Annotated in this window: 23 protein-coding genes and 1 tRNA gene; 16 read left to right on the top strand and 8 right to left on the bottom strand. The window is 71.7% G+C overall.

The features are described from left to right. Nucleotides 1-32: 32 nt before the first annotated feature. The 5 genes from HHX33_RS06285 to HHX33_RS06265 all read left to right on the top strand — a co-directional run bounded on the left by HHX33_RS06285 (nucleotide 33) and on the right by HHX33_RS06265 (nucleotide 3760). Nucleotides 33-1919 (top strand): hypothetical protein, encoded by a 1887-nt coding sequence (locus tag HHX33_RS06285; protein ID WP_182873758.1) that lies wholly within the window; start codon nucleotides 33-35, stop codon nucleotides 1917-1919. 56 nt (nucleotides 1920-1975) lie between these two features. Next, entirely contained in the window at nucleotides 1976-2494 is a 519-nt protein-coding gene (locus HHX33_RS06280; RefSeq protein ID WP_182873757.1) for a hypothetical protein, read from the top strand. Nucleotides 2495-2519: 25 nt separating this feature from the next. Beyond that, on the top strand, nucleotides 2520-2843 hold the full coding sequence (locus HHX33_RS37665) for an immunity 53 family protein (protein ID WP_182873756.1): 324 nt from the start codon (nucleotides 2520-2522) through the stop codon (nucleotides 2841-2843). Nucleotides 2844-2903: 60 nt separating this feature from the next. Next, nucleotides 2904-3053: a hypothetical protein gene (locus HHX33_RS37660; protein ID WP_396784250.1), complete on the top strand. Its 150-nt coding sequence runs from the start codon at nucleotides 2904-2906 to the stop codon at nucleotides 3051-3053. Between the two features lie 101 nt (nucleotides 3054-3154). Continuing rightward, nucleotides 3155-3760, top strand: coding sequence for a hypothetical protein (locus HHX33_RS06265; protein ID WP_182873755.1), 606 nt, complete (start codon nucleotides 3155-3157; stop codon nucleotides 3758-3760). 265 nt (nucleotides 3761-4025) lie between these two features. Here HHX33_RS06265 and HHX33_RS06260 read toward each other — a convergent pair. Beyond that, nucleotides 4026-4099, bottom strand: a tRNA-Arg gene (locus tag HHX33_RS06260). 95 nt (nucleotides 4100-4194) lie between these two features. Here HHX33_RS06260 and HHX33_RS06255 point away from each other — a divergent pair. From HHX33_RS06255 to HHX33_RS06210, 10 genes are all read left to right on the top strand, one after another. Next, complete coding sequence (locus HHX33_RS06255) at nucleotides 4195-5193, top strand: tyrosine-type recombinase/integrase (protein WP_182873754.1); 999 nt, start codon at nucleotides 4195-4197, stop codon at nucleotides 5191-5193. A 181-nt stretch (nucleotides 5194-5374) separates the two neighbouring features. Next, nucleotides 5375-5923, top strand: a complete 549-nt coding sequence (locus HHX33_RS06250) for an ester cyclase (RefSeq protein ID WP_182873753.1) — start codon at nucleotides 5375-5377, stop codon at nucleotides 5921-5923. Beyond that, complete coding sequence (locus HHX33_RS06245) at nucleotides 5910-6752, top strand: phosphotransferase (RefSeq protein WP_182873752.1); 843 nt, start codon at nucleotides 5910-5912, stop codon at nucleotides 6750-6752. Before HHX33_RS06250 ends, HHX33_RS06245 begins: the two co-directional genes overlap by 14 nt. 255 nt (nucleotides 6753-7007) lie before the next feature. Then, nucleotides 7008-7964, top strand: a complete 957-nt coding sequence (locus HHX33_RS06240; protein ID WP_182873938.1) for a cobalamin biosynthesis protein — start codon at nucleotides 7008-7010, stop codon at nucleotides 7962-7964. Then, a complete protein-coding gene (locus HHX33_RS06235; RefSeq protein ID WP_182873751.1) occupies nucleotides 7961-8110 on the top strand; it encodes a hypothetical protein in 150 nt (49 codons plus the stop codon). Before HHX33_RS06240 ends, HHX33_RS06235 begins: the two co-directional genes overlap by 4 nt. Before the next feature lie 10 nt (nucleotides 8111-8120). Then, nucleotides 8121-8510 carry a thiol-disulfide oxidoreductase DCC family protein gene (locus tag HHX33_RS06230; protein ID WP_182873750.1) on the top strand — a complete coding sequence of 130 codons (390 nt, stop codon included), beginning with the start codon at nucleotides 8121-8123 and terminating at the stop codon, nucleotides 8508-8510. A gap of 116 nt (nucleotides 8511-8626) precedes the next feature. Further along, nucleotides 8627-9535 (top strand): ABC transporter ATP-binding protein, encoded by a 909-nt coding sequence (locus tag HHX33_RS06225; protein ID WP_111700868.1) that lies wholly within the window; start codon nucleotides 8627-8629, stop codon nucleotides 9533-9535. After that, nucleotides 9516-10316 carry an ABC transporter permease subunit gene (locus tag HHX33_RS06220; protein ID WP_182873749.1) on the top strand — a complete coding sequence of 267 codons (801 nt, stop codon included), beginning with the start codon at nucleotides 9516-9518 and terminating at the stop codon, nucleotides 10314-10316. Before HHX33_RS06225 ends, HHX33_RS06220 begins: the two co-directional genes overlap by 20 nt. A 20-nt stretch (nucleotides 10317-10336) precedes the next feature. Continuing rightward, complete coding sequence (locus HHX33_RS06215; protein WP_310741242.1) at nucleotides 10337-11368, top strand: PucR family transcriptional regulator; 1032 nt, start codon at nucleotides 10337-10339, stop codon at nucleotides 11366-11368. 207 nt (nucleotides 11369-11575) lie between these two features. After that, nucleotides 11576-12805 carry a glycosyltransferase gene (locus tag HHX33_RS06210; RefSeq protein WP_182873747.1) on the top strand — a complete coding sequence of 410 codons (1230 nt, stop codon included), beginning with the start codon at nucleotides 11576-11578 and terminating at the stop codon, nucleotides 12803-12805. 16 nt (nucleotides 12806-12821) lie between these two features. Here HHX33_RS06210 and HHX33_RS06205 read toward each other — a convergent pair whose 3' ends face one another. The 7 genes from HHX33_RS06205 to HHX33_RS06175 form a co-directional block, all read right to left on the bottom strand. After that, on the bottom strand, nucleotides 12822-13781 hold the full coding sequence (locus tag HHX33_RS06205) for a quinone oxidoreductase family protein (protein WP_182873746.1): 960 nt from the start codon (nucleotides 13779-13781) through the stop codon (nucleotides 12822-12824). A gap of 83 nt (nucleotides 13782-13864) precedes the next feature. Continuing rightward, complete coding sequence (locus HHX33_RS06200) at nucleotides 13865-14899, bottom strand: zinc-binding alcohol dehydrogenase family protein (protein ID WP_220501558.1); 1035 nt, start codon at nucleotides 14897-14899, stop codon at nucleotides 13865-13867. A gap of 135 nt (nucleotides 14900-15034) precedes the next feature. Next, nucleotides 15035-15703: an HAD family hydrolase gene (locus HHX33_RS06195; protein WP_182873745.1), complete on the bottom strand. Its 669-nt coding sequence runs from the start codon at nucleotides 15701-15703 to the stop codon at nucleotides 15035-15037. Beyond that, nucleotides 15690-16775, bottom strand: coding sequence for an ABC transporter ATP-binding protein (locus HHX33_RS06190; protein ID WP_182873744.1), 1086 nt, complete (start codon nucleotides 16773-16775; stop codon nucleotides 15690-15692). The genes HHX33_RS06195 and HHX33_RS06190 overlap by 14 nt, the downstream gene beginning before the upstream one ends. Next, a complete protein-coding gene (locus tag HHX33_RS06185) occupies nucleotides 16772-17647 on the bottom strand; it encodes an ABC transporter permease (RefSeq protein ID WP_259402215.1) in 876 nt (291 codons plus the stop codon). Before HHX33_RS06185 ends, HHX33_RS06190 begins: the two co-directional genes overlap by 4 nt. Continuing rightward, nucleotides 17635-18471 carry an ABC transporter permease gene (locus HHX33_RS06180; RefSeq protein WP_182873743.1) on the bottom strand — a complete coding sequence of 279 codons (837 nt, stop codon included), beginning with the start codon at nucleotides 18469-18471 and terminating at the stop codon, nucleotides 17635-17637. Before HHX33_RS06180 ends, HHX33_RS06185 begins: the two co-directional genes overlap by 13 nt. A 4-nt stretch (nucleotides 18472-18475) precedes the next feature. Continuing rightward, nucleotides 18476-19627: an ABC transporter substrate-binding protein gene (locus HHX33_RS06175; protein WP_259402214.1), complete on the bottom strand. Its 1152-nt coding sequence runs from the start codon at nucleotides 19625-19627 to the stop codon at nucleotides 18476-18478. Between the two features lie 111 nt (nucleotides 19628-19738). Here HHX33_RS06175 and HHX33_RS06170 point away from each other — a divergent pair, with 111 nt between their 5' ends. After that, nucleotides 19739-20482 (top strand): GntR family transcriptional regulator, encoded by a 744-nt coding sequence (locus tag HHX33_RS06170; protein ID WP_182873742.1) that lies wholly within the window; start codon nucleotides 19739-19741, stop codon nucleotides 20480-20482. Nucleotides 20483-20487 lie beyond the last annotated feature (5 nt).

Here is a 20487-nt window from a genome sequence, read left to right as displayed (position 1 = left end):
ACCTCGCCCGGCATTCCCCAATGATGTCCCGCATGGGTCTGTTGCGCCTGCCGCTCGTGATCTACCCCTGGTTCGCCTGGCTTGCCGTACTGCTGGGGTTCAAGGCGGCGGACAGCGGCTCGGCCGTCCCCACCGTGCTCCTGATCGGCCCGGCGGTGCTGATCGGGTTGATGATCCGGCTCGACGTCTGGTCGGCGCGCGTGCTGAGTCCGCGGGAACGGGCCCGCAAGCTGCTGAGCGACGGCACGGGCATCGTCTACGCCCTGGTCTTCGTCTGGTACGCCTACGCGGCCGGTTTCCTGCCGTCGATCGTCGACTTCTGGCACCGGCACTCGTCGCTCGGCAGGTACGAGATCGTCCTGGCGCTGTTCCTGGCCGGGCACAGTCACCTGCCCGCCGTCGCCGCCGTCACCCGGGTCCCGATCCTGGGGCCGATCCACGCCGTCTTCGAATGGTTCGCCGTACGCAAAGGGTGGACGGCGTTTCTCGTCGGGATCGTCTCAGGGGACCGCGGGATCGCGGAGTTCGCCGCCTGGCTGGTGTTCTTCGAACTGCTCGCGCAGCTCCATCATCTGTTCGTCAGCAAGCACCCGCCACTCTGGCGCTTCCGCAGGATCGAGGCACACCACTACTTCGGCGGCACGCCCGCCTACCGGCGCATGGTGGCGGAACTGTGGATCGAGGAGGACGTGCGCGGGAAGACGTGCCCCGGTCTCGGCCTCGTGCACACGCTCTGCGACGAGGCCATGGTCGCGGCCCAGGACAAGGATCCGCATCCCGAGATGGCCCGCTTCCTGAAAGCCGAGAAACGGCCGGGCCAGGCGGCCAAGGCCTGGTTGGACGCGGCGTCGGAGCTGCTGGCGCAGGCGACGCGCGCGTTACCCGACCCCGGGCCCGCCCAGCGGCGTGAGCTGGACCTCGCCGAGGCCCACCTCGTCAGGTTCCGCGCCTACCTCGAAGGGAGCCTCGGTCAGCGGGAACGGGCGCTGGCGAGCCAGCGCAGGGTCCGTGAGCTGTGGACCAAGCACGACCTGCACAACCTCAGCGCCAACAACCTGTGCGTGGAACTCATCGCCGCCCGCGCCGAGGAAACCCAGCCGGTGGTGCCGGAACACGCCCTGGCGGAGCTGCACCGGCATCTCGGCCGGCCGGACCTGGTGCCGTACGTGCGCTGCTCGCTGCTCCTGCTGGCCGCCGAGTACGCCACCCTGACCGGTGACTTCGAAAGCGCCGCGTCGATGCGGACCCTCCGGCACCAGTACGTCATCGGCCGGACGGACTTCCGCATCCTCAACGGTGAGCAGCGAGCGGCGGGCATGCCCACCTTCCCCGCCCGCCAGTACCGCATGACCCTCGCCTCACTGGAGGTGCTGGACGCCCGTACCCGAGGGCACACCGTCACGGTGGACGACGGCACCCGCCCGCCGAGGATCATCCTGTCCAACCTGCCCGGCGGCCGGGCCGGCGCCCAGGCCGAGGCGGGGATGCGGCTGTGGTTGCTCGGCCGGACCACCGAGGCCGCCGCCATGCTGAGCGAGGCCGCGGACCTGCTCCAACGTGGCGGCTTCAACGCGGAGGCGTTCACCGTGCTCTACGAACTCGGCACCGCCCAGCGCGTCACCGATCCCGCCGCCGCCTACGCGACCCTCACCCAGGCCCTTCACCTCCAGCAGCGCCTGCGCGCGGGCCTGGCCGACACCGGCCTCCGCCTCGCCACCGGCAGCGCCACCGAACACCTCGCCCGTACGCTGACCGACCTCCTGCTCCGCACCCTTCCCGCCCCCGCCCCACCGGCCCTCACCATCTTCGACCTGGCCGAGCTCTCCCGCTCCCGCGTCCTCCTCGACCAACTGGGCACCCGCCCGACCCGGCCCATCACCTACCCGGCGCTCCGCGCCCTCCTGGCCGAGGCCGGCTAGAGAAAGATCCGCGAGAGGCCGGTGGTGTACGGCCAGGAATTCCCCGAAGGAGGCACATGCTCCCGATCGTGCGTCGAATCGCGGTGACGGTAGTGGCCGCACTGCTGATGGCCGGCTGCGCGTTTGAGCCGGAGCAACCGAAACCACCTCCTGCGGTCGTGTTCACGCCGGAGATGGCGGAATCAGTCCTTCAGGAAGTCGTCGCCGGAGTCGGCAAGAGCGGCGTCGCCGGCTTCTGCTCCAAGTTCGCGCGCAGCATCGGGACGTGTGAGGCTCTTCTGAAGAACGCCCTGGGGCAGTGCCTCCTGCCCGGAGACAGGCCCGTCGTGAAGCGCTCGGTGCATCTACCGGCCACCGGCACGTACGAAGAGACGTGGCAGCTGGTGGTCGAGGGAAGGACACTCGATGGTCAGAAGTACGTCTCGGACTTTCCGATCGTCCTGTCGGCGGGGGCGCCGAAGGCTGTATTAGGGATCTACTGGACCGGCCAGGGGTACGGCAGGAACACGGACGACCCCCCGAAGTACACCGTCCCCCCGCAGAACGCCTGCCCTCGACCGTCGAATCAGAAGTAGATGTCCCGCATGCCGAGGTGCCACGATGACCGATGATCCCTTCGGCTTCCTGCAGCGGTGGTATGCCGCTCAGTGCGACGACGAATGGGAGCACACCTATGGCGTCAAGATCGATACGCTCGACAACCCGGGGTGGAGCATAGCGGTGAATCTCGTCGGCACCGAGCTTGAGGGCCACACCTTCGACTGGCGAACCCTCGACCGGACCGAGGGTGACTGGATCCACATCAGAAGCGACGGCCGGCTGTTCCAGGGCGCGTGTGGTCCCGGCAACCTGACCGAGATGGTCGCTGAGTTCGAGAAGTTCGCGACAACTCCAGCGAGCGCGAGGCCCGAAGCTACCCTTTGAATCCCCGAGCAGGTCGCCTCGCCGCTCGCGGCCCGGCCGTACGACCTGCGGCACGCGGCCGTGTCCCTCTGGCTCAACGCGGGGGTCCACGCGCCAGAAGCAGCCGAGCGGGCCGGTCACGGGGTGGACGTCATGCTTCGCGTCTACGCCAAGTGCATCGACGGGCAACGCGAGATCGCCAACCGGCGGATAGAAGATGCCCTCAGCTGAGGATCTGCTTCTCGTCTGGCTCCCCGGAAATGGGGTGTCAGTCGGTGATCTGTTACGGCAAAGTCGTTGCGTCACAGCAACCGCTTCACTGGGGAGCTGATATGCACGCCCCAACGGCATTTACCGACAGCGAGAACTGGTCTGGCGGCTACTACGAACTGGCGATCGAGATTGGTGATACCAGCGATGAGCGCCTCCAACTGGCGCTATCGGCCCTCTGGCGAGCTGCCGCCATCGACGGTTGCTACAGCCGTTGTGATCGTGAGCCCAAGGAGCAAGACGAGGTCCCCTGTACCGTTGCATCACTAGCGGAATTTTCTCACCTACGGGGCACGGTCACGCTGCCGACCGGTCGCCGAGTCGTGTGCGGATGCGTGGCCATCCGTGAGGAAGACGGCCCAGACTGGCTCGACTTCTATCTGCCCTTGGGCGCCTTGGAGCGTGTTGACGAGAGGATTGGCGGGTTCCCCTTCGATGAGGACAGCGGAGAGGCCTCGTTGAATTGGCGGCGCAGCCTGGACGACTGGCTGGCCGCCATCGGCACGAGCGTCTTCGACGAGGTCCAGTTTCAACTCGGCTTGATCGGCTTCGAGACATCAGGCAGCGTTGATTCAGGCCAACTCGCTGGCACGGCGCCCGAAGAGCGCTGGATGGGATACCTCATACCGACTGATGGAGGTCTTCGCTTTGATCCCGCCAACCGGTGACCTGGAACTTGATGGTCTTCTCGACCAAAGATCATAGGTCACGAACCTCGCCGCATCGGGTTGTGCCTCAGGGTCTCGGATCACTCCGGGACCCTTCAGCGTTCTCGGGGTGGATTTCATCCCGCAGAGGTCCCGGAAAGCGCCGCGCGACCTGGGGAAACGCGTCCGACATCATCCCGCGTATATCCCGCGGCTATCGGGGCGTACGGCTGGATGCGTGATCGAGCGCGTGCCGGTTCGGAGGCCGAATGGGCCGGGAGAGGAGCGCGCCCTGAGGGATTCGAACCCCCGACCGTCGGATTAGAAGTCCGATGCTCTATCCAGCTGAGCTAAGGGCGCCAGTTTTTTGGGGATGACCTGCAAGGTTGGTTACCTTGGCCTAAGGTAGCATAGCCGCACACCGATGAAACAGCATCGGATTTGGAGCTTTCCCCATGGGTAGATCCCCACTCCTGCGAGACCTGGTCCCGTCGTGGCAGCTGGCACTCGAAGGTGAGAAGCTCGCACCCGGCACGATCACGAGCTACCTCCACTCCGCGCGTCTCCTGATCGAGTACCTGGACAAGCATGACATGCCCGGGCAGCTGGAAAAGATCCGTGCTCAGCACGTGCGCGCCTTCTTCTCCACCCGCCTGCACGGCTGCTGGCTCGACGACGGGCAGACCCGGCCGTGTCCCTGTGGCGAGACGCGGTCACGCAGCGCCGGTGACGCCCACAAGCACTTCCGCAACCTCCGCGTCCTGTTCAAGTGGCTGGTCGACGAGGACGAGCTCGACGCCTCGCCGATGGCCGGAGTCGCCGCGCCGGCCGTCGTGACCCGGCCGGTCGAGCCCCTCACCGAGGACGAACTGCGGCTCATGCTCAAGACGTGCTCGGGCACGGCTTTCAAGGATCGGCGCGATACGGCGATCATGCGGGTGCTGCTCGACAACGGCATGCGCGGATCCGGACTGGCCGGGCTGCGCTACCACCCCGACGACCCCGAGCTGACCGACGTGTTCCTGTCCCAGCATGTCCTGCGCATCCGCCTCAAGGGCGGGCGGACGCACCTGGCTCCCATCGGCCGGAAGACCGCCGCGGCGATCGATCGCTATCTCCGTGCGCGGGCGCGGCACGGTCACGCCGGCAGCCCGTGGCTGTGGCTGCCCGAGCGCGGCCGTACGGCGGCCGGCGGGGACCGGCGGCTCACGACGACCGGCATTCTGCAGATGCTGAAACGCCGGGCCGATGAGGCCGGCATCCCCGGTGTCCACACGCACCGCTTCCGTACGACGATGGCGACGTCCTTCCTGGACGCGGGGGGCGACCCACTCGATCTGATGCGCGTGGGGGGCTGGAACTCCCTGGCGATGGTCCAGCGGTACACCGCGGCCACGGCGGAGCGCCGCGCACGCGAGGCGCACGCCCGGCTCTCGCCGGGCGACCGGATCTGACGGAGCGGCGGACGAGCCACCCGGGGGGAGCCCTTCGCCCTGGGAGCCGCCTTTGATGCCTGGTTGAGGGAACACGGAGGTCCCCGCGTCGTTTGTGGTGGTCGCATGACTTCCGTCCGATCGGCCGCTGTCCGGGCCGTGGGTAGCGTGGAAAAGCAGCTCTTGCGGAAGTGGAGGCGGCATGTCTGACTTCTGGGCCCTCAAGCACCGGATGGCCGACGCGATAAACGCTCACGACTTGCACGAGATTCTCTCCCACTACAGTCCGGATGCCGTGTACGTGGGACCGTCGGGCGTGGCGGAAGGATTCGAGCAGATCGCCTGGGTGTACGAGCAAATCTTCGCGGCGTTCCCGGACTTCCATGTAACGGCCTGGTACGAGGTCGCCGACTGCGAGAACCCGGCCGTCACCGAGTGGACCTACACCGGCACCCATACGGGACCTCTCCTTCTGCCGGACGGGCGGGAGATAGCCGGAACGGGCTGCCGCATCACGCTCCGTGCCACCTGCACGTCCTTCGTCGAGAACGGCAAGATCAAGACACACCGTGAGTACTTCGATCAGTTGGAGCTCTACAGCCAGCTCGGCTTCGGTCTGACGAAGTCGCGACACGCCGCGCACAACCTCCACGTTGAGAGGAACGGGCAGTCACGAACGGAAGAAATCCGGCGGCTTGCCCCTCGCAACGGAAATGTGGTGGTTAAACTGCGTCGGCATGGCCGTACGTGAGATCCCACTCGTCGGAGACGTCTCCGAGGGACTCGTACGGGTAGGGGCGACGGTACGGCGGCCGATGCGGCCCTCGTCGCCGTCCGTGCACGCGCTGTTGCGGCATCTGGAGGCCGCCGGGTTCGACCGGGCGCCCCGGTTCCTCGGGATCGACGAGCGGGGCAGGGCGATCCTCACCTACATCGAGGGCATGGTGCCCGCGCGCCCGCTTCCGGCGTACGCGGTGAGCGAGGCGGCGCTGACCGCGCTGGCCCTGCTGCTGCGGCGCCTGCACCACGCGGCGGCGTCGTTCGGCCCGCCCCCCGGCGCGACGTGGGAGGACGGCTCGGAGCCCGAGGGCTCGCCCGAACTCGTGGGCCACTGCGACGTGACCCCGGCCAACGTGGTCTTCCGTGACCGGCCCGGCGCGGGGCCCGTGCCGTACGCGCTGATCGACTTCGACATGGCCAGGCCGACGACGCGGCTGTTCGACGTGGTGACGACGCTGCGGCACTGGGCTCCGCTCGCCGACCCGGTCGACCGGGACCCCGCGCAGCGGTCCCTGGACGCCGCGGCCCGGGTGCGGCTGTTCTGCGACACGTACGGCCTGCCGGCGCACGACCGGCTGAGGCTGGTGGAGACGGCGCGGACGCGGTTCGGCCGGTCGTACGCGCTGATGCGGGACCGGGCCCGCACGCGGGGCGGCGGCTGGGCGCGGATGTGGGCCGACGGCGCGGGCGGCCGGATCAGGCGCGCCGCCGCCTGGCTGGACGCCAACGAGGAGGTGCTCCAGGACCACCTCCTCGGCGACGCGGAGTTCCCGGGTCCGGCCGCCGAATCAGCGTCCTGAACGCACCCCGCACGCCCGCGTCCTGAATCGCGCCCGCATGTCCGGGTCCTGGCCGCCCCGCACGCCCGCGTCCTGACCGCCCCGGATTCACGCGTCCTGAAGACCCCGCACGACGATGCCCGCCGCCCGGCCGCGCGACCCAGCACCTCGCCGTTCACACCGAGGATCACCCCGGAAGTACGCCGGCCCTGACCCCCGCGCCCCGGCGGGGGCGGGGCGCGAGGGCTGCGGAAGAATGCGTGCGTGATCCGGATCATGGACGGTGCCACGGCGGCGGGGCTGCTGGCCGGGGCGGCGATCGACGCCCTCCTCGGCGACCCCCGGCGGGGCCACCCGGTGGCGGTGTTCGGCAGCCGGGCCGCCACCCTCGAAAAGCTCATATATCGGGATTCGCGGGTGGCGGGGGTCGCTTACACGACCATCTGCGTCGGGGCCGCGACGGCCATCGGAGTGATCGCGGACCGGGCGACCCGGACGAGCCCGGTCGCGCGGGCCGCCGTCACCGCCGCCGCCACCTGGGCGGTCCTCGGGGGCACGACCCTCGCGAAGGAGGGCGCGCTGATGGCCCGCTCGCTGGAGGACGGCGACCTGGCCGCCGCCCGCGCCCGCCTTCCGCACCTGTGCGGGCGCGACCCGTCCGGTCTCGACGCCGCCGAACTGGCGCGGGGCACCGTCGAGTCGATCGCGGAGAACACCTCGGACGCCGTCGTCGCGCCGCTCGTGTGGGGCGCGGTCCTCGGCGTGCCCGGCCTGCTCGGCTACCGCGCGGTCAACACGCTCGACGCGATGGTGGGCCACCGGTCGCCGCGCTACGCGCGGTTCGGCTGGGCCTCGGCCCGGCTGGACGACGTGGCCAACTACCTGCCCGCCCGGCTGACCGCGCTGCTCACCACCGGTCTCGCCGGTCTGGTGGGCGGCTCCCCGCGCCGCGCGGCCGTCGTGCTCCGACGGGACGGGCACCGCCACCCCAGCCCCAACTCCGGGCGCTGCGAGGCCGCCTTCGCCGGCGCCCTCGGCGTACGGCTCGGCGGGGCGAACGACTACGGTGGCAGGGTGGAGCACCGCCCGGAGCTGGGCGACGGTCCCCGCCCGGCCGTCGCCGACATCCCCCGTTCCGTACGGCTGGCGCGCGCGGTGTCGTACGCCTCGGCAGGCCTCGCCGTCGCCGCGCGCCTGGCCCGCGCACGGGCCCGCCGAAGGGGCCGGCGATGACCCTGCTCGTCCTGCTGCTGGTCTTCGCGGTCGTCTTCAGCGTCGTTGTCGCGGTGATCGTGATCGCCGTGCTGGCGGTGCGCGCGTCGCGGCGGCCCGCGCCGCCGCCACCACGCAACCGGAATGATCCGTCCCAGGATTGGTAGGTTCGATCGCATGGGCGGAGAAAGCGGAGACAACCGCATCCTGCTGGTCTTCGACGGCGACTGCGCCTTCTGCCAGACGTGCGTGAACGCCGGGCACCGGTTCCTGCCCTACATGCCCGCCGTACGGGCGTGGCAGGGGCTCGACCTCGGCGCGGCGGGGCTGACCCGCGAGGAGGTCATGACGTCCGTGCAGCTCCTGGGCCCGGGAGGGCTGCGTGCGCACGGCGCGCGGGCCATCGGGGTGATGCTCGCGGTGCAGCCGCACGCCGCCTGGCGCGCGCTCGGCCGCGTGCTGCTCGCGCCGCCGGTGAGCTGGGCGGCCGAGGCGGGTTACCAGCTGGTGTCGCGCTACCGCCACCTCCTGCCCGGCTCCACGACCTGTGGCGTGCCGCCCGTCTGACCGGCCTATGACCGGCCTCTGATCGGCGTCGTTGCCGAAGCCGGGAAGGGACGAGATCGCCAGGTGTCCGGAAGAGGGCATACCCCGGCGCCGGGCCGGAGGTCCACCATTGCGGCATGACAGCAGTGGTGGAAACCGAAGGACTGACGAAGTTCTACGGTACGAGACGGGGCCTGGAGGACCTCACCCTCGACATCCGTCCGGGTGAGGTGTTCGGCTACCTGGGCCCGAACGGCGCCGGGAAGACGACGACGATCCGGCTGCTCCTGGACGTGATCCGGCCGACGTCGGGCCGGGCCACGGTCTTCGGCGCGAGCACCAGGGACCCGCGGGTCCGCGCCCGGATCGGTTACCTGCCCGGCGAGCTGGCGCTGGAGGGCGGGGAACGGGCCCGCGACTACCTGCGGTTCCTCGCGGGCGTACGCGGAGGGGTGAGCCGGGGCAGGATCGACGACCTGGCCGAACGGCTGGACGCCGACCTGTCGGTCAGGATGGGCCGGCTCTCCAAGGGCAACAAGCAGAAGGTCGGGCTCATCCAGGCGTTCATGCACGAGCCCGAGCTGCTCATCCTGGACGAGCCGACGAGCGGCCTCGACCCGCTGGTGCAGCAGGAGTTCCTGGCGATGGTCCGGGAGGCGCGGACGGCGGGCCGCACGATCCTCATGTCGTCGCACGTGCTCGCCGAGGTGGAGCACGTCGCCGACCGGGTGGGCATCGTCCGCGCCGGGCGCCTCGTCGCGGTCGAGGACATCGCCGCGCTGCGCGAGAGGGCCGTACGGCACGTGGAGCTCCACTTCGACGCGCCGGTCCCCAGGGAGGACTTCGAGGGGCTCCCCGGCGTACGGGACGTGACCGTGCAGGGCGCGAGCCTGCGGTGCACGATCGACGGCCGGCCCGACGCGCTGGTCAAGGCGGCGGCCCGCCACACGGTCGTCCACCTGGTCAGTGCGGAGCCGGACCTGGAGGAGATCTTCCTAACCTACTACAGCGAGGAGGAGGCCCGGCATGCCCACGCTGGTGCGTAAGACCCTGGGGGAGTACCGCCGCGCCCTCATCGGGTGGACGGTCGGGCTGTGCGCGTTCCTCGGGATGTACATCTCGATCTACGCGAGCATGATGAAGGACCCCGACACGTTCACCAAGCAGGCGATCGCCAAGTATCCCGGCGCGCTCCGGGACCTGATGGGCGGCTTGTCCGACATCGCGACCGGCACCGGCTACCTGCAGGCGATCGCCTACCAGTTGCTGGGCCCGCTGCTGTTCACCATGTGCGCCGTGATCCTCGGCAACCGGGCCCTGGCCGGCCCCGAGGAGGCCAAGACGCTGGAGCTCACGCTGACGCTGCCGATCGACCGCCGGCGGCTGCTCCTGGAGCGCTGGTCGGCCCTGGCGCTCGGCCTGCTCGGCGTGGCGCTGGTGACGCTGGTGGTCGCCGCCGGGGCCTCGTCCGCCGCCGGCATGGGCGTGCCGTTCGGCCGCATACTCGCCGCCCACACGGGACTGTTCCTGCTCGTGCTGTTCTTCGGGACGCTCACCCTGTGCGTCGGAGCGGCGTTCGGCCGCAAGCAGGTCGCGCTCGCCGTGGCCGGGGTCTGGGGCGTCGCCGGGTACATCGTGGAGACCATGGGCCGGAGCGTCGACGCCCTCTCCTGGCTGCGCTGGCTCACGCCCGTCCACTACTACCTCGATGGACGCCCCCTTTACCAGGGCTGGCCGTACGGGGACTACCTTGTCCTGCTGGGTGCGACGGCCGTGCTGCTCATGACGGCGCTGCTCGCCTTCGAACGGCGCGACGTAGGGGTCTGATGGACAGCGTTCTCGCTCGCGTGAGCGAGGCGACCGGGGTGCCCGCCGACCTGCTCGGCGGGTTCCTGTCGGTCCTGGCGGCGTCGGCCGCCACAGGCAGGCTGCCCGGCCGCGCCGACATGGACGACCTGCGCGAGTGCGGCGCCCTCGCCGCCGAGCGCGGCATCCCCCTGCGCGTGCTCGCCGACGCCTGCCTGCACGCCGCCGAGATGACCTCCGGTGGCGCCTTTGGCGCCGTACGACGGGGCATCGCCGCCTACATCGACGGATACGAGGAGGCGCAGCGTGCCGCCGTACGGCGGGAGGAGGAGGCGCGCCGCCTGTTCATCGACGACCTGCTGCAGGGCCGGGCCGACGCGGAGCGCGCCGAGCACTTCGGCCTGCGTCTGGCCGGGGCGTACGCCGTGAGCGTGGCCAAGCCGGGCACGCCGCTGGAGGCGGGCGACCCGCTGGCCGGGAAGATCGAGCAGGCGCTCGTCGCCAGGTTCGGCTCGCACAACATCCTGGTCGCCGCCCGCGACGGCCTGCTGGTGTGCGCCTTCCCGGCTGGGCTGACCGCGGCGAGCGGGGAGTTCACCCACCACGTGCGGTCCGCGCTCACGACGTGGCGGGTGGGGATCGGCCGCCCGCACCAGGGGCCGGGCGGGATCGTCACCTCCTACCGGGAGGCGGCGGGCGCGATCGACCTCGGCGAGCGGCTCGGCCTGCGGGCCCAGGTGCTGAAGGCGGCCGACCTGCTGGTCTTCCCGGTGCTGCTGCGGGACAGGGACGCGATCGTGGACCTGGTCTCCACCGTGCTCGGCCCGCTGACCTCCGCCCGGGGCGGGCCGGAGCCGCTGCTGGAGACGCTGGAGGCGGTCTTCGCCGCGCAGGGCAACCACACCGCCGCGGCGCGCAGGCTCGGCGTCAGCACGCGGGCGATCACCTACCGGCTGGAGCGGATCCGGAGGCTGACCGGCTTCTCGCCCAGCGACCCCACGCAGCGCTTCACCCTGGAGACGGCCGTGCTCGGCGCCCGCCTCCTGGAGTGGCCCGCCCACCCGCTGAGCTGATCGGAGCGGACGGCCGGGGGCCGCCACTTTCAACGTATAGGGCATGGGGGGACTTGCGGCAAGACCCCGGTGACGGCGCAGAATCGGGGGCCGTGAGCCGGGCCGGTCCAGGCCCGACGCCGTCCGTGACCGTGGACGCGCTCACGTTCGCCGTGCGGCCGCCCGGCCGTCACCCATGCCCTCACAGAGTCGTCACAGGGGAGTGCCATGCGCGTGCTTCTGTCCACCATCGGAACCCGCGGGGACGTCCAGCCCATGGTGGCGCTGGCCCTGGCGTTGCGGGACCTCGGGCAGGAGGCGCGCCTGTGCGTGCCGCCCGACTTCCGCGAGTGGATCGAGGGGCTCGGCTTCCCCGTCGTGCCGATCGGTCCCGAGTTGCGGCAGACCGCGTCGGCTGCCCCTCGTGTTCAGGCCCCGCCCACGCCCGAGCAGCGCCGGCGGATGCTCGACGGCACGGTCGCCGTCCAGTTCGCCACGATCCCGGCGGCGGCCGAGGACTGCGACGTCGTCGTGGCGGGCGGAGCCCTGTCGATCGCCGCGCACTCGGTGGCGGAGCGGATGGGGCTCGGCTACGTCTACGCGAGCTACTGCCCGGTCACCCTGCCGTCCCCGCACCACGCGCCGGTGCCCGTCTGGGGGCAGGCGCCGCCGGACGGAACGGCGGGCAACGCCGCGCTCTGGGACGAGGACGCGCGGCGCTGGAACGACAACGTCGGCGCCGCGCTGAACTCCCACCGGGCCTCGATGGGCCTGGCTCCGGTCGCCGACGCGCGACGGCACATGTTCACCGACCGGCCCTGGCTGGCCGCCGACCCGGCGCTCGGGCCCTGGCCCGATCCCGCCGGCCAAGAAGTGGTGCAGACGGGCGCCTGGGTCCTGCCGGACCTGCGCCCGCTGCCTCCGGAACTGGAGAAGTTCCTCGACGACGGCGAACCGCCCGTCTGCGTCGGCTTCGGCAGCATCCGGGCTCCCCAGGGCGTCGCCCGGGCGGCCGTCGACGCGGCCCGCGCGCTCGGACGCCGCGTGATCGTGATGCGCGGCTGGGCCGGCCTGTCCCCGGAGGACGACGGTCCCGACTGCCTCTCGATCGGCGAGGTCAACCAGCGGGCGCTGTTTCCCCGGGTCGCGGCCGTCGTCCACCACGGCGGCGCGGGCACCACGACCACCGCGGCGCTCGCCGGGGCGCCGCAGGTCGTCGTGCCGCAACAGTACGACCAGCACTACTGGGCGCGGCGCGTCGGCGATCTCGGCATCGGGGCGGCGCACCCGCCCGCCGCGCCGACCGCCGGGTCGCTGACGGCGGCTCTCGGCGAGGTCCTCCGGCCCGGGGTGCGGGACCGGGCCGAAGCCGTCGCGGGCGAGGTGCGCGACGACGGTGCCATGGTCGCCGCGCGGCGTCTGGTCGGCACACCGGCCGGAGGAGCGCCGCCGCGGTAGAGGAGCGCCCCCGAGGTCAGGGGACCAGCAGCAGCTTGCCGGTCGTACGGCGGCCTTCGAGGTCGTCGTGCGCCCGGCGGGCCTCGGCCAGCGGGTAGCGCTCGGAGACGCGCACCTTCAGTGCGCCGGAGGCGACCCAGCCGAGCACGTCGTCCGCCCGGGACAGCAACTCCTCCCGGGTGGCCGTGTAGTGCCCCAGCGTGGGCCGGGTGAGGAACAGCGAACCGCCCGCGTTGAGCCGCTGGGGGTCGAAGGGCGGGACCGGCCCGCTGGCCGCGCCGTACAGCGCCATCATGCCGCGCGGGCGGAGCGACGCGAGCGACCCCTCGAAGGTGGCGGCCCCCACCCCGTCGTAGACGACGTGCACGCCCGAGCCGGTGATCTCCTTGACGGCCTCCGGGAAGTCCGCGTAGCCGATGACGTCGTCGGCGCCGGCCTGCCGGGCGAGCTTCTCCTTCTCGGCGCTGGAGACCGTGCCGATCACGCGGGCGCCGCGCAGCTTGGCCATCTGCACCAGCAGCAGGCCCATGCCGCCCGCCGCGGCGTGGACGAGCACGTCGTCACCCGTGCGGACCGCGTACGTGGAGTGGGTCAGGTAGTGCGCGGTGAGCCCCTGGAGCAGCACCGCCGCCGCGAGGTCGGGGGCCAGCCCGTCGGGCAGCCGGACCACCTTGTCCGCCGGGATGAGGGCCTTCGTCGCGTACGCGCCGACCACGCTGGCCGAGACGACGCGGTCGCCGGGCACGACGTCGGTGACGTCCGGGCCCACGGCCGTGACCGTCCCGGCCGCCTCGGATCCGGGGACCAGCGGGAGCGGCAGCGGGTAGCGCCCCTCACGGTGGTAGACGTCGATGAAGTTGACCCCGGTCGCCGCCACCTCGATCAGCACCTCACCCGGGCCGGGCACCGGGTCGGGCCGCTCGGCGTACTCCAGCACCGAGGAATCACCGTACGCGGAGACGACGATGGCACGCATGCGCAACTCCTGTCTGAGGCCTCTTCTGATCTTCCTCAACCCGCCGGCCCCCGCCCGTTGTTCCCGGTCCGGTACGGCGGGCCTCAGAAGCCCGTCAAAGTGATCTTGCCGATCGCGGTGCCCGATTCGAGGATCCGGTGGGCCTCGCGCAGGTTGGCGGCGTTCACCGGGCCGAGGTCCCGGTTGGCGGTGGTGGTGAGGACCCCGGCGTCGACGAGCCGCGCGACCCGGTCGAGGATGCGGTGCTGGTTCACCTGGTCCCGGGTCTGGAACAGCGAGTGGGTGAACATCAGCTCCCAGTGGAACGCGATGCTCTTCGACTTGAGCACGCCGATGTCGAGGGAGTCGTGGTCGTCGATGGCGACGATCCGGCCGAAGGGGGTGAGCGCCTCGGCGTAGGCCGCGAGGTTGCGGTCGGTGCCGGTCGTGCTGAAGACGTGGGTCACGCCGTCCGGCGCGACCTCGGCCAGTTGCTTCGCCAGCGGCCCGCGGTGGTCCACGACGTGGTGGGCGCCCATCCGGCGGGCGAACTCCACCGTCTCGGGCCGGGAGGCCGTGCCGATCACGGTCAGCCCGGTCAGGGCGCGCGCGAGCTGCACGACGACGGAGCCGACGCCGCCCGCGGCCGCGGTCACCAGCAGCGTCCCGGTCTGATCGAGCGCGTCGCCGCGCAGGTTCAGGCGTTCGAACAGGCCCTCCCAGGCCGTGAGGGAGGTCAGCGGGAGCGCGGCGGCCTCGGTGAAGGAGAGCGTGGCGGGCTTGTGCCCCACGATGCGCTCGTCGACGACGTGGAAGAGGGAGTTCGCGCCGGGCCGGTCGATCGCGCCGGCGTAGTAGACCTCGTCGCCGGCCTCGAACAGCTCCACCTCGCCGCCCACGGCGACCACGGTGCCGGCGGCGTCCCAGCCGAGCACCTTGGGCTCGCCGCCCGGATCGCTGTTCCGCCGCACCTTGTAGTCCACCGGGTTCACGGCGACGGCCTCGACCCGGACCAGCAGGTCGCGCGGGCCGGGTTCGGGCACCGGCAGCTCGACGTCCAGGAGGCTTTCGGGGTCGTCGACGGGAAGGCTGCGCCGGTAGGCGACGGCGGGCATGGTCCCGTTCCGGTTCTCGGTCATGTCTGTCCCCTCGCTCATGATGGAGATTCCGCCGGTCGCACGGCCCGGCGGCGTGACCGGCACGGTATCCGCCGGTGCCTGGTTACCCGCAAGGGACACGAGTATCCATCGGGAAACCATCGAGGTGAGAGCAGCCTATGTCCCTGGAGGAACCCGCCCCGAGACCAGGCGGCGCAGCATCGGCAGGTCGACGCTCTCCAGCGTCGGCACGGCCGGCACGCCGTCCGGCGGCGCCGGACCGACCGCGATGACGGCGCACCCGGCCGACCGGGCCGAGGCGACGCCGGCCGGGCTGTCCTCGATCACCACGCACGCTGCCGGGTCGACGCCGAGACGCGCGGCGGCGGCCAGGTACGGATCGGGCGCGGGCTTGTTCCTGGCGCCGTCTCCGGCGGCCACCGACAGCCGGAAGCGATGCCTGCCGACGGTCTCGAGCACCAGGTCCACGACCGGCCGGGGGGACGCGCTGACCAGCCCGGCCGGGATCCCGGCCGCGCGCAGCGCCTCCAGCAGCGCGGCCGCGCCGGGGAGCATGGTCACCCCGCCCTCGATCCGCCGGATGAAGGCGCCGGTCAGCATGGCCTCGACGGCGCTCCGCCCCGGACCACCGTTCACCCGGCCGAGGACGTGCGCCGCGGCGTCCTCGACCGGCAGGCCGAACAGCGCCTCCCGGTCGGCCTCCCCGAGAGGGGAGCCCAGGCCGTCCGCGACCTCCGTACAGGCGTCCCACCACAGGCCCTCGGTGTCCACGAGCGTGCCGTCCATGTCGAACAGCACCGCCGCCAGATGGTCACCGGACGACATCGCGTTCGGGGACCGCGGCCGTGACTCCGATCTCCGTACGGGCCGACACGAGCACGGGCCGCTCGACCAGGCGGACCCGTACAGCGGTGCCGGGCGCCAGGCGCGCGGAGTCGTGGCCGGGGACGTCGGCGAGCACCTCGGCGCCGTCGCCCAGCCGGACCCGCAGGCGGGCGGTGGAACCGCGGAAGGAGGAGACCGTCACCACTCCCTCCCCTTCGCCGTCGGGGGTGACCAGCACGGCCTCGGGCCGGACGAGCACGTCGGCCTCGGGCCCGGCGGGCCGGGGGCCCTCCACCGGCAGCGTCTGGCCGAGCACCGTCACCCTGTCGCCCGACAGCAGGCCGGGCAGGTGGTTCATCGCGCCGACGAACTCGGCGACGAACGGGGTCGCCGGCCGGTCGTACAGGACGGCGGGGGCGGCGACCTGCTCCAGGCGGCCGTCGCGCAGCACGGCGACCCGGTCGGCCATCGAGAGCGCCTCCTCCTGGTCGTGCGTCACGAAGATCGTCGTGATGCCGAGGGAGAGCTGGAGGCGGCGGATCTCCTCGCGCAGCGTGACGCGCACCTTGGCGTCGAGCGCCGACAGCGGCTCGTCCAGCAGCAGCACCCGGGGTTCGAGCGCGAGCGCGCGGGCCAGCGCCACCCGCTGCTGCTGGCCGCCGGACAGCTGGTGGGGATACCGGCCGCCCACGTCGGGCAGGCCGACCAGCTCCAGCAGTTCCTGCGCGCGGGCGTGCCGCCGGGCGGCCGGCGCCTTGCGCACCCGCATGCCGAAGCCGACGTTGTCGCGGGCGTTGAGGTTGGGGAAGAGCGAGTAGGACTGGAAGACCATCCCGGCGTCGCGGCGGTTGGCCGGCACCCGGGTGATGTCGGCGCCGTCCACCAGCACCTCGCCCTCGTCGGGCCGCTCGAAGCCGGCCAGGCAGCGCAGCGCGGTGGTCTTGCCGCACCCGGACGGGCCGAGCAGCGCGATCAGCTCGCCGGGCTCCACCGTCAGGTCGAGCCCGTCCAGCGCCACCGTGCCGCCGAACCTCCGGCGCAGCCCGCGGAACTCCACCCGGGCGCTGTTCATGACCCACTCCTTTGGCGTGCGCCGGCGGACGACAGGGCGAGCAGCAGCAGCCAGGTGATCAGCAGGCTGAACACGGAGACGGCCACCGACACCTGGGCGTGCGCGCCGGAGATCGTGTAGATCCAGACGGGGAAGGTCTGGAAGGAGAGCAGCCGGGCGATGGTGAACTCCCCGAGCACCAGCGCCAGCGTGAGGAAGGACGCGCCGGCCATCGCCGACCGCATGTTGGGGACGATCACCCGCAGCAGCACGTGGGGCCACGACGCGCCGAGGTTCCTGGCCGCCTCCGACAGCGTGCGCACGTCGATCGCCCCGAGGCCCGCGTCGAGCGAGCGGTAGGCGAACGGCAGCGCCAGCACGACGTAGGCGAGCACCAGCACGACCGGGAAGCCGGGGTCCTGCACCGCGATGATCGTCTGGTAGAAGGGCGTGCTCGCGAGGTAGTCGGGCCCCCACCGCAGCACCGTGCTGATCCCGGCCACGAACGTGATCGGGGGCACGACCAGCGGCAGTGTGCAGACCACCTCCAGCACCGGCCGCCACCGCGGCGCGCCGAGCCGTACGGCCACGACGGCGGGCAGCGTCAGCAGCAGCACGATCACGATCGTCGCCGCCCCGAGCCCGAGCGACAGCAGCAGGCTCCCGGCGAAGCCCTCGGCCGAGAAGATCTCCCCGTACGCGTCGAGCGAGAAGCCCTGGTCCGGCACCTTCACCGTGAAGACGAACGACGCGATCAGCGGGACGAGGAAGTACACGGCGGCGAGGAGGAGGACCACTCCGCGCCAGAGCCGGGGACGGCGCGGACGGCCGCCGCGGCCGGGCGCCGTCCCGAGGGCGGCAGGCGTGGTGACCTGGGGAGTCAGCGGAGCCATCGGGCGCTCCTTCGCCGCAGCGGGAGGTAGACGGCCATCACCAGGCCCGCGACCACGATCATGTCGAGGCTGAGGGCCAGCGCGACGTTCTCGTGCCCGATCAGGACGTTGCCGGTGAGGGCGTCAGCGATCTTGAGGGTGACCAGCGGGACGCTGGAGCCCACCATGGCCTGGGCCGTCGCGTAGGCCGCGAACGCGCCGCCGAACAGCAGCACGACCCCGCCGAGCAGCGCCGGGGTCAGCACCGGGACGCCGACGTACCGCCAGAACTGCCAGGTGCTCGCGCCGTTGTTCTGCGCGGCCTCGCGCCACTGCGGGCGCAGCCCGTCGAGGGCGGGCACGACCGTGAGCACCATGAGCGGGATGGAGAAGTAGAGGTAGACCAGGGTGAGGCCCCAGAAGTTGTACAGGCTCCACCCGTGGTCGCCGAGGCCCAGGGTCGTGGTCACGACGCCCGAGTTGCCGAGCGTGGCGATCCAGGCGAAGGCCAGCGGCACGCCGCCGAAGTTGGCCAGCACGCCGGAGGCGGTCAGCACCCCCTCCCGCAGGGCCCGGAACCGGGAGGTCACCACGGCCTGGGCGAGGAACGTGCCGAGCACCCCGCCCAGCACCGCCACGAGCGCCGAGATCTCCACACTCCCGATCAGCGAGGTGAGGTACGCCCCCTGGAGCGACTCGGTGAGGTTGGCGGCGCTGGGCGTGCCCTCCCTGGTGAACGTGCCGCCGAGGAGGACCAGCATCGGCACGCCGAAGACGATGACGACGAAGACCAGCAGCGGCAGGACCGCCCACCCGCTCTTCGACCCCGTACGGCTGTCGCCCACGACGTCAGCCGGAGACCGCCGCGCCCCACCCGCTCGCCAGGACCTCCTTGGCCTTGTTGACCTGGTCCGGCGTGGGGAAGGCGGGGGTGCCCTCGACCTTGGGAAGCTGGGCGACCAGGGCCGCGTCCGCGCTGCCGTCCTGCTGCATGGAGGGCAGCAGCACCGGCCGGGCGTAGCCCTTCAGCCACAGGTTCTGGCCCTCGGCGCTGTAGAGGAACTCCTGCCACAGGCGGGCGGCGGCGGGGTGCGGCGCCCACTTGTTGATCGCCTGGGCGTAGAAGTTCGCGTACCGGCCGTCGGAGGGGATGGCGATCTTCCAGTCCACGCCCTTGGACGCGAACTCCTTGGCGTAGCTCGCCTGCAGGTAGTCCCAGTCGATGGTGATCGGGGTCTCGCCCTTCTCGACGGTGGCGGGAGTGGCCTCGACGGGGTTGAAGTTGCCGTTCTGCTTGAGCTTCTTGAAGAAGTCGATGCCGGGCTGGATGTCGTCGAAGGAGCCCTGGTTGGCCAGCGAGGCGGCGTACACGCCGGCGAACGCCGCGCCGGCCTTGGTCGGGTCGCCGTTCAGCGCGACCTTGCCCTTGTACTCGGGCTTGAGCAGGTCGGCGAACGTCTCCGGGCAGGTCTTGACCCGCTTGGCGTCGCAGCCGATGGAGATGTAGCCGCCGTAGTCATAGGACCAGGCGCCGCCGGGCTCCTTCTGCCCGTCGGGGATCTTGTCCCAGCTCTGCACCTTGTACGGCGCGAACAGGCCCTCCTGCGCGCCGCTCAGCGCGAAGGCGCTGCCGAGGTCGAGCACGTCGGGGGCGCGGCCCTGGCCCTTCAGGGTCTTGACCGCGTTGATCTCGTCCTGGCTGGAGCCGTCCGGATTGTCGTTGGTGACCTTGATGCCGTACTTCGCCTCGAACGCCTTGATGATCTCGCCGTAGTTCGCCCAGTCGGGCGGCAGCGCGATGGTGTTGAGCTGCCCCTCCTTCTTGGCGGCGTGGACGAGCTTGTCCAGGCCGCCGAGGTCCTGGGCCGAGGTCGCGGAGGCGGCCTTGGAGTCACCGGACCCCGAAGCGCCGCCGGCGGTCGTGGGGGCGGCCCCGCAGGCCGCGATCACCGATGTGGTCATTGCGAGCGCGGCCACGAGACCGGCGGTGCGTGCGGACAAGAGTCCCTCCCATAGGGTTCGTGCAACGAACGTAGGCGAACTTGTACAAACAAGCCAGACCAAGTACGTCGCACATCGATGTCGGTCGCGTGAACGGGAGGGCTCGGCACGATGGCCCGTTATGAACAGATCGCCGGTGACCTGCGGGACGCCATCGTGCGGGGGGATTATCCGATCGGCGGCCGGCTCCCCTCGGAGGCCGACCTGGCCCATCGCCACTCCGCCTCGCGGGGGACCGTACGCCAGGCGGTCGCCCTGCTGGCCGCCGAAGGGCTGGTCGGGTCCCGGCAGGGCGCCCGGCGCATCGTGCTGGGCAGCGAGCGCAGCCAGAGCTTCACCGAACTGCACAGCTTCGCCCAGTGGGCGCGGTCGATGGGTTACCGCGCCAGCGGGAGCGTGCTGTCCTCCCGCCGCCGCCCGTGCGCGCCCGACGAGGCCGTACGGCTGTCGGTGGAGCCGGGGGAGGAGGTGCTCGACGTGCGGCGGCTGCGCCACCTCGACGGCGAGCCCGTGCTGGTCGAGCACACCGTCTACGCCGGCTGGATCGCCCCCGCCGTCGAGAGGCTCGACCCGGAGTGCGAGTCGGTGACCCAGGAGCTGTACGAGTCGGTCGGCCTGGTCTTCGCGTACGGCGAGCACCTGATCGACGCGGTGGCCGCCGGGGCCGGGGAAGCCCGGCTGCTCGGCGTCCGCCGCGGCAGCCCCCTGTTGCGCCAGCGCCGGACCACCACCAGCCAGGAGGGCCGGCCCGTCGAGTGCTCCGACGACCGCTACCGCGCCGGCAGCGTCACCTTCAGCATCCGCAACTCCACCGCCGCCAACCCCCTCGGCCGCCGCGCCGGCGAGCCCGGCTGACGGCC

The sequence above is a fragment of the Microbispora sp. H10670 genome, assembly GCF_014161385.1.
Lineage (GTDB): Bacteria > Actinomycetota > Actinomycetes > Streptosporangiales > Streptosporangiaceae > Microbispora > Microbispora triticiradicis.
This window is presented reverse-complemented; position numbering and strand designations above follow the sequence as displayed.

Coding starts and splice junctions, on each gene's coding strand:
- HHX33_RS06285 (WP_182873758.1), top strand. CDS start 33: ATGGGTCTGTTGCGCCTGCCGCTCGTGATCTACCCCTGGTTCGCCTGG.
- HHX33_RS06280 (WP_182873757.1), top strand. CDS start 1,976: ATGCTCCCGATCGTGCGTCGAATCGCGGTGACGGTAGTGGCCGCACTG.
- HHX33_RS37665 (WP_182873756.1), top strand. CDS start 2,520: ATGACCGATGATCCCTTCGGCTTCCTGCAGCGGTGGTATGCCGCTCAG.
- HHX33_RS06265 (WP_182873755.1), top strand. CDS start 3,155: ATGCACGCCCCAACGGCATTTACCGACAGCGAGAACTGGTCTGGCGGC.
- HHX33_RS06255 (WP_182873754.1), top strand. CDS start 4,195: ATGGGTAGATCCCCACTCCTGCGAGACCTGGTCCCGTCGTGGCAGCTG.
- HHX33_RS06250 (WP_182873753.1), top strand. CDS start 5,375: ATGTCTGACTTCTGGGCCCTCAAGCACCGGATGGCCGACGCGATAAAC.
- HHX33_RS06245 (WP_182873752.1), top strand. CDS start 5,910: ATGGCCGTACGTGAGATCCCACTCGTCGGAGACGTCTCCGAGGGACTC.
- HHX33_RS06240 (WP_182873938.1), top strand. CDS start 7,008: ATGGACGGTGCCACGGCGGCGGGGCTGCTGGCCGGGGCGGCGATCGAC.
- HHX33_RS06235 (WP_182873751.1), top strand. CDS start 7,961: ATGACCCTGCTCGTCCTGCTGCTGGTCTTCGCGGTCGTCTTCAGCGTC.
- HHX33_RS06230 (WP_182873750.1), top strand. CDS start 8,121: ATGGGCGGAGAAAGCGGAGACAACCGCATCCTGCTGGTCTTCGACGGC.
- HHX33_RS06225 (WP_111700868.1), top strand. CDS start 8,627: ATGACAGCAGTGGTGGAAACCGAAGGACTGACGAAGTTCTACGGTACG.
- HHX33_RS06220 (WP_182873749.1), top strand. CDS start 9,516: ATGCCCACGCTGGTGCGTAAGACCCTGGGGGAGTACCGCCGCGCCCTC.
- HHX33_RS06210 (WP_182873747.1), top strand. CDS start 11,576: ATGCGCGTGCTTCTGTCCACCATCGGAACCCGCGGGGACGTCCAGCCC.
- HHX33_RS06205 (WP_182873746.1), bottom strand. CDS start 13,781: ATGCGTGCCATCGTCGTCTCCGCGTACGGTGATTCCTCGGTGCTGGAG.
- HHX33_RS06200 (WP_220501558.1), bottom strand. CDS start 14,899: ATGACCGAGAACCGGAACGGGACCATGCCCGCCGTCGCCTACCGGCGC.
- HHX33_RS06195 (WP_182873745.1), bottom strand. CDS start 15,703: ATGTCGTCCGGTGACCATCTGGCGGCGGTGCTGTTCGACATGGACGGC.
- HHX33_RS06190 (WP_182873744.1), bottom strand. CDS start 16,775: ATGAACAGCGCCCGGGTGGAGTTCCGCGGGCTGCGCCGGAGGTTCGGC.
- HHX33_RS06185 (WP_259402215.1), bottom strand. CDS start 17,647: ATGGCTCCGCTGACTCCCCAGGTCACCACGCCTGCCGCCCTCGGGACG.
- HHX33_RS06170 (WP_182873742.1), top strand. CDS start 19,739: ATGGCCCGTTATGAACAGATCGCCGGTGACCTGCGGGACGCCATCGTG.